Annotated in this window: 6 protein-coding genes; 1 reads left to right on the forward strand and 5 read right to left on the reverse strand. The window is 70.8% G+C overall.

Annotated features, from left to right (window positions below; translation table 11 throughout):
• Positions 1 to 515 (forward strand): hypothetical protein (locus tag OXG55_00005; protein ID MCY4101641.1); only part of this gene is annotated, 515 nt, incomplete at its 5' end.
• A gap of 390 nt (positions 516 to 905) precedes the next feature.
• Here the strand turns inward: OXG55_00005 and OXG55_00010 are convergent.
• The 5 genes from OXG55_00010 to OXG55_00030 form a co-directional block, all read right to left on the reverse strand.
• On the reverse strand, positions 906 to 2,537 hold the full coding sequence (locus OXG55_00010; GenBank protein ID MCY4101642.1) for a putative DNA binding domain-containing protein: 1,632 nt from the start codon (positions 2,535 to 2,537) through the stop codon (positions 906 to 908).
• A gap of 199 nt (positions 2,538 to 2,736) precedes the next feature.
• Positions 2,737 to 3,654: an ABC transporter permease gene (locus tag OXG55_00015; protein MCY4101643.1), complete on the reverse strand. Its 918-nt coding sequence runs from the start codon at positions 3,652 to 3,654 to the stop codon at positions 2,737 to 2,739.
• A complete protein-coding gene (locus OXG55_00020) occupies positions 3,654 to 4,697 on the reverse strand; it encodes an ABC transporter permease (protein ID MCY4101644.1) in 1,044 nt (347 codons plus the stop codon). Before OXG55_00020 ends, OXG55_00015 begins: the two co-directional genes overlap by 1 nt.
• Positions 4,694 to 6,346, reverse strand: coding sequence for an ATP-binding cassette domain-containing protein (locus OXG55_00025; protein MCY4101645.1), 1,653 nt, complete (start codon positions 6,344 to 6,346; stop codon positions 4,694 to 4,696). The genes OXG55_00020 and OXG55_00025 overlap by 4 nt, the downstream gene beginning before the upstream one ends.
• 19 nt (positions 6,347 to 6,365) lie before the next feature.
• Positions 6,366 to 7,535, reverse strand: a complete 1,170-nt coding sequence (locus tag OXG55_00030) for a BMP family ABC transporter substrate-binding protein (GenBank protein ID MCY4101646.1) — start codon at positions 7,533 to 7,535, stop codon at positions 6,366 to 6,368.
• Between the last annotated feature and the right edge of the window lie 110 nt (positions 7,536 to 7,645).

Raw genomic sequence — 7,645 nt, forward strand, 5'->3', positions numbered from 1 at the left:
TGCTGACGGCGCTGCCCAACGACGACACCGACGAGCGCACCGTGCGCGTCGCCTTGGGCGCAGGCCGGCGCGCCCCGACCGGCCAGGGCCTCTCCGGCGGCATCAGCGCCTCCGGCGGCCCCGTCGAGGTCGCCATCACCAACGACGACGCCCCGCCGCCGGACACCGACCTGCCCACGGTGAGCATCGACGACGCCCGCGACGTCGAAGGCGACGTGTTCTACCTCGGGGGCCTCCTGGAGTTCCGGGTGACCCTCAGCGAGTCGTCCACGCAGCGAGTCACGGTCACATGGGCCACCGAGGAGGGCACCGCCGACGGCTACGTCGACTTCGCCGAGGTCCGCGGCAGGACCCTCACTTTCCAGCCCGGCCAGACCCGCAGGACCATCCTCGTGCTCATCTCCGGCGACCGCAGGCGCGAGGCCGACGAGACCCTGACAGTGGTCCTGTCCGACCCCGTCGGCGCCACTCTCGCCGACGCCGAAGCCACCGGCACCATCATCGACGACGACTGACAGCGGCCGCCGGCCCCGTCCCGCCGGCCCCGGCACCGCCCCGACACGTCATACCACCCCTCCGAACGGCGACGGCGCGGTTGACTTTTCTCTGGTTGGAGCGCACGCAAATGTTGGGTTAGGGAGCTTGCAGATCTTGGGTCAGTTCGTCCGCCGAGACGCATGGGGCGCCGGGGTTGTCGTTGTCGGCTTGGTTGGAGGGGGGGAGCGCAGCCTCAGCATGGGGAACCGCCTCTGCTCGTTGCCTATTGACGTGATGTGGCGCGCCTCAGGGACTCGACGAACCTCAGCGTAAGCACGCCGCCGCACGATCATCGATCATCGATCCTCCGAGCCGCGCGGTCGTGGAGTTGCGCCGCTCCAAGGTGACCGCCGTCGGTCCGAGAAGTTTCAGCGTACGAGCGTCCAGCGGTTGCGGCGGTTGCGGCGGACCGGTTCGGTGGCGCGGATCAGGCCGCTGTCGGCCATGCGGGTGAGCCAACGAAGCACTGCCTGCTGGGAGATGCCGAGGGCTTGCGCGATCTCGCGGGAACTGCGTGAGCCGTCGGCGAGCAACGCGACGATCTGACGTTCCCGCGGGGCGAGTTCTGAGACCGGTGCGGCGGGCTCGCCGGGGTCCCGGGCGTCGCTGCGGGTGCCGCGGAACGGATCGTCGATCCGGCGGATGTCCTCTGGACCTCCAGCAGCGGGCGTAACTGTTGATCCGTGCCGCGGCGGCAGGTTGCTGCCGCTGGCGGCGGGGCCGCGGATTGTCACCCGCAACTCGCTCACATCGTCGACGATGTTCGGTGGCCGCAGGCCGGCTTGGCGGAGGGCGGCGACGGTGGCGCGCAGCCCCGATCCGCGGTTCTCGCAGACTGGGCGACCACTGCCAGGGATCACCACGTCCTCCAGCAACTTGGCGAGCCGAGCGTTGCGGGTCGCCGTGATGCCGCGCCCGATGATCTCGTCCACGTCCGCGCGCCCGGCGTTGGGGCCGTGGAGGCCGCCGGCACTGCTGACTTCCAGCCGGTCGGGATAGAGGGCCACGCGCACCTGGCTCCCATGGGCGGAAGGGTGGTAGTCGCGGTGCGTCAGCGCGTTGGCGACGATCTCGCGGACGGCCTCGAGGGGGTAGTCCCAGACGTCCTGGCGCCCTGCCCCGACCACGACCGCGCTTCGGCGCATGTTGCGGCGCATTGCCTCCAGTGCTCCGGACACAATCATCGGGATCGACCCGTCGAGCGGCCGGTTGTCGAGGAAGCGGGTTCCGTCGGCCATCGGCTCCCCGTCGGTGGTCGGCAGCGCCACGAACGAGGCGGCGAGTTGCGGGAAGAACCGCTGGGGGTACCGCCCGAGTGCCAGAAGGCCGGCTAGCCGGACGGGGGAGTTGGCAACAGGCTCTGCCAGTACGCCCAGCATGTGGAGCACTTCCTCGTCGGCGGCTTGCGCGAACACCGGCCCGCGCGTCTCCCGCAGGCGGTCGAGCAGGGCGCCGACGAGCCGCGGGTCGAGGTCGTCAGGGCGAGCCTCCTCGATTACCGCCGAGTCGTCGTCGGGCTGGCCCCTGCCCGACACCATCACGTGAACCTCATAGGAGTTCAGGCGCCGGTCGCCGTCGTGGGTTCGCACGTAGGTGCCGCGCTCCATGCCACGCGCCCGCACGTAGCAGGGCCGCCTCTCGTGTCCCAGTTCCTCCACCTGCGCCACAACCACGGGACGGTTCTCCACAACGGCAATATCGATTGCGGGCCGTACGGCCGGTGCCAGCCCGTCGGCACACGCAGAGGCGAGGTCGCTTGCCAGCTTCGGTGCATCGATGTCCACCGGGCGGAAGTCGCCTTCAGACAGCCCTAGGAGCAGCAGCCCGCCGACCGTGTTGGCGAATGCGCAAACCGACTCGAGCGCCGAACGGGGCAATCCGCCCGAGGCTCGCTTGACCTCTACCGCCTGGAGGTCACAGCCGGCCGCGCGGATTCGCCCCACGGCGGAGTTGACAAGTTCCTGCAGTCCTGGACGACCCGCGGCGGACTGAGTATGCACACCCCAATCCTACAAGATCTACAACTTTGCTACAAGATTACTACAACCAGCCTGTTGCTGCCTGGGCGAGACGTTCTCGTTGCAGTCATAGATCGGTAGGCCGTTGGCGAGCGCTGTGGCGGCGATGAGGGGGTCCAACGCAGGCAGGCCCACCAGTGGACCGAAGGCGGGCGACGCGACGTCGGGCTGACGCGGGGGGTCAGAAGTCGGGTTCTCGCAGCTCGGCGTAGCCGGCCTCGGCCTCCAGGGAGCGGCGGCGCCACAGTCCGCCCAGCCAGACGGCGAAGATGGTGAGGACGAAGGGGATCATCAGCACGAACTCGCGGGGCACCCGCTCGGTGATGTTGATCTGGGACTGGATGCCGATGGCGTCGGCGAAGCCGAAGAACAGCCCGGCGAAGGCCGCGCCGATGGGGTGCCAGGCGCCGAAGATGACCGCCACGAAGGCGATGAAGCCCCGCCCGTTGGTCATGTTCTCGGTGAAGTTGCGCAGCGCCCCCACCGAGAGCTCGGCGCCGCCGAGGGCGCACAGCGCGCCGCCGATGAGCAGTGCCTGCAGCCGCACCATCGACGGGTTCACGCCCGCCGAGCGGGCCGCGAACGGGTACTCGCCCACCGCGGCCAGTCGCAGCCCGAAGCGGCTCCGGCGCAGCACCACCCAGGCGGCCAGCACGATCAGCGGCGTGATCCACACGAAGATCGAATGCTCGGAGATGATGACGCCGGCCCCCGAGGTGCTTCCCGTGACGGGGCGCGGCAGCACGACGTCGGTGAACAGCGAGCCGCGCACGTCGAAGATGGCCCCCAAGGCGTAGGCGGTGCCCCCTAAGCCGATGGACGTGAGCCCCAATCCGGCGATGATGACGTTGGCGCCCAGCGGGCCGATCACCCACCAGTACAGCGCCGACAGCAGCAGGCACACGCCGATGGCGGCCAGCACCCCGAGCTCCACCGAGCCGGTCGTGTCGCCCACGGCCACGGTGGCGAAGGCGCCGGCGATCATGAGCCCTTCCAGGCCCAGGTGGAAGATGCCGGCGCGGAAGGCGAACACGCCGGCCATGGCGACCAGCACCAGCGGGGCGGCCGAGCGCAGCGTGGTGGCCAGGATCTGTTCCATCAGCCCGCCGTCGCCTCGGTCTGCGCGGCCCGCCGCCGCCGCACGGACCGGAACTTGATCGTCACCAGGAACGCCACCATGCCGTGCAGCAGCACCAGCGCTGGCGGCGGCAGGTCGGTCACTATCGGCAGGAACAGGATGGCCGCCTGCAGGCCGCCGAAGAAGACGGCGGCCACCACGGTGCCCCACACGTTCAACAGGCCCACGAGTGCCACCACCACGGCGGTGAAGCCGACCTCGGGCGAGAACCCGGTGACCAGCCGCGCCGCCGGGCCGTACAGCTCCACGGCGCCGGCCAGCCCGGCGAGCGCCCCCGACAGGGCGAAGGCCCCCAGGCCGACGCGGCGCACGTTGATGCCCTGCCAGCGGGCCATCGTGGCGTTGCGCCCCACCAGGGTCATGGTGAGCCCGAAGCGGGTGCGCTCCAGCACCAGCCAGACGAGCACCGTGACGCCTGCCACCAACAGCAGCACGGTGAGCGACACACCCGAGCCGCCGGTGAGGCGGAATGCCTCGGGGATGCGCTCGCTGGCCGCCGTCTGGCCGGTGCCCTGCGGGTTGCGCATCGGTCCGGCGGTGAGGTACTGCAGCACCAGCGCGCCGATGAAGCTCATCATCAGCGTGGTGAGCACCTCGTCGGTGCCGAAACGCACCCGCAGCCAGCCCGGGAACAGCGACCACAGCACGCCGGCGAGCATCGCCGCCAGCGTCCCGCAGAGGATCACCAGCCCGGCCGGGCCCTCGCGCCAACCCAGCGAGACGGCCAGCGCCGAGCAGGCGCCCATGTAGAACTGCCCCTGGCCGCCGATGTTGAAGAACCCGGCCCGGAAGCCGATCACCACGCCGAGGGCGATCAGCAGCAGCGGGATCGCCCAGCGGATCGTCGAGGTGGACGCTCCCGTGGCGGTGATGGCGCCCTGGATGATCCCCGAGAGGACGTCGCCGGTGCTGTAGCCGCTGACCCGCAGGATCAGCGCGGTGATCAGGAACGACGCCACGACCAGGACCACCGTCGAGACGGCGCGCCGCAGCCCGCTGGTCATCGCACGGCCCCCGTCATGGCGTCACCGACCGCTCGCCGGTCGTACGGCCCGTCGAATTCCGCAACGATCCGCCCGCCGTACATCACCAGCAGCCGGTCCGACAGCTCGAACAGCTCGTCGAGATCCGAGGAGACCAGCAGCACGCCTGCCCCGGCCTCCCGCAGCCCCCGCAGCGAGCGGCGCACGAACTCGGTGGCGGCGAAGTCCAGGCCGCGGGTGGGTTGGGCGGCCACCAGCACCTCCAGACTCGAGTCCAACTCCCGGGAGAGGATCAGGCGCTGCACGTTGCCGCCCGAGAGGCTCTCGGCGGGCTGCGTGACGGTCTCGTAGCGCACCCGCCAGCGGTCCATCGCCTCGCTCGCCTGCCACTTGTACTGCCGCAGCGAGATGAGCGGGCGATGCCGCTGCCACCAGGCTTGGAGACGCAGTTCCTTCCGCGTCGTCTCGCGAGGCGGGGCGATGGAGTGTACGGCTCCGCGGCGAGGGCGGTCGAGGGTGTACCAGCCGTCTCGATCGATGAGGCGCAGCGCCGACTGGTTCAGCCACAGCGGGGCGCTCTGGCTGACTCCTTCGGTGTTGCGGTCGAAGGGCACCAGTCGGAGCCCCCGCAGCCGGCGCCGGGCCGGCGCGGCCGCGGTCACCTCGTCGCCGCCGATGCGGACCGTGCCCTCGGTGACCGGTGTGAGGCCGGCGATCACCGATACCAGGCTGCGCTGGCCGTTTCCCTCCACACCGGCGATCCCCACGATCTCGCCTGCCTCGACCCGGAGGTCCACGTCGCTCAACCCCGGTTCGAACGCCGACTCGGCACTCGACACCCGTGACAGCGCCAGGAGCGTCTCCTGCACGTCGTGCGCCTCGGCCCGGATGCCGACTTCCCCGTCGGCATGGCCCGCCGGGCCCACGATGGCGTCGCTGAGACGGCCCTGGGACACCTCCGACATCTCAGCGGGGCCCAGCACCAGCTCGCCGTCGCGCAGCACGCTGACGGTGTCGGCCACGGCCGCCACCTCCCGGAGCTTGTGCAGGACCACGAGGATCGTGACGCCGCTGTCGCGCAGGCGCCGCAGCCGCTCGAACAGGGCGTCGATGGCGACCGGCGTGAGCAGCGCGGTGGGCTCGTCGAGCAGCAGCAGTCGCGCCTCGGTGGCCAGCGCCCGGACGATCTCCAACGACTGGCGGGCCTCGACGGGCAGGTCGCGGATGCGCGTCGACAGGGCAGCCGTCCCGCCGATCTCGGCCACGTCGTCCCGCCAGCGCTGCTGGAGGTCGCCGCGGCGGTAGACGGCGCGGCCTCCCGGGCGGGCGGCGGTCAACTCGAGGGCCTCCGCCACGGTGAACGAGGGCGGCAGCGAGAAGTGCTGGTGCACCATCGCCAGGCCGGCGGCCTTGGCGGCGCGCACGTCGCCCGGCGGGATCTCCTGCCCGGCGATCCGGACGTCGCCGGTATCCGGTACCTGCAGGCCGCCCAGCACCTTGGCGAGGGTGGTCTTGCCGGCGCCGTTCTGGCCGACGAGGGCGTGGATGCGCCCGGGCGCCAGCTCCAGGCTGACGTCGTGCAGCGCCCGGACGGCGCCGAAGGAGACGCCGAGCGACCGGCAGCGAACCGCCGGGGCCCCGGCGGTCCCCGGTCCGCTCGGCGCCGTCATCGGCCCGAGACTAGTTCTCTCAGAGTTCGGGGTTGAAGGGGACCTCCAGCGACCCGTCCTTGATGGCCGAGCGGGCCTCGTCGACCTCGCCGAGCGTGGCGTTGATGATGTCGACCATCTCGGCCGGGCCGTTCTCCAGGAAGTTCGGGCTGACGACGAGGTCCACGCCGCCCTCGGCCACACCGGCGCCGACGTAGCCGGGCGTGTAGTCGTCGCTGATCGCGTGCTCCACCTGGGCGTGAAGAATTTCGGCCCAGTACAGCAGGACGCTGGCGATCACATTCGGGCTGTCGAAGTAGTTCACCGAGCCGCCGATCACGTAGCCGCCCTTCTCCTCGGCGGCCTGGATGACGCCGAGATCGGTGGCCGCGGCGTCGGTCATGATGATGTCCACGCCACCGTCGTAAAGCGCCGCGCCCAGCTCGCGTCCCTTGGCGGGATCCTCGAAGGAGTCGGCGAAGGCGGCCTCACCACCGATGGCGGCGTTCTTGGTCTGCGCCGCCGCCACGAAGGCGTTGTAGTCGGCGTTCAGCGGCGGGATCGACACGCCGCCCACGAAGCCGACCTTGCCGGTGGTGTTCAGCGCCCCGGCCAGGATGCCGGCCAGATAGGTGCCCTTGTAGTAGTCGAAACCGATGGAGACCAGGTTGTCGACGCCGCCCTCGAACCCGAAGATGTGGATCCAGCGGGTGTCGGGGAAGTCCGGCGCCACGAGCGTGACGACCTCCTGCATGGGCGGGAACGTCACGGCGATGATGTCGGTGCCCTCGTTGGCCAGGTTGCGCAGGATCGTCTCGAAGGTGGAGGGGTCCGTCGCCTCGATGAAGGTGGTCTCGGCGCCGAAGTCGGCCTCGACCAGCCCCAGTCCTCGCACGAGGTCGTCGATGGGTCCCAGGTCGCCGGCGCGCTGGTTGGCCACGAGGGCGACCGTGAGCGGCTCGTCCGGTGCCGGCGCGGGCTCGGGCGGGGGCGGCGGCTCGGGCGGGGGCGGCGGCTCGGGCGCCGGTGCGGGTTCGGGTGCAGGAGCCGGCTCCGGCGGGGGCGGCGGTTCCGGCGTCGGGCTGGGTGCGGGTTCTGGCGCAGGCGCAGGCGGCGGCGCGGCAGTCGTCCCGTCGTCGTCCCCGCCGCAGGCTGCCGCAACCAGTGCGACGGCCACCAAGAGGGCCAAGAAAGTGCGTCGATGTCTCATCGGATCCTCCCTGTTCGACACGGTGCGTTCACGATAGTACAGATTTTCAATTCATAGAAGTCGGTCGATCTGTCAACCCGCAGCGGGCACCGAGTAACCTGTCGCAGGTG

Source organism: bacterium, assembly GCA_026708055.1.
Taxonomy (GTDB): domain Bacteria; phylum Actinomycetota; class Acidimicrobiia; order Acidimicrobiales; family CATQHL01; genus VXNF01.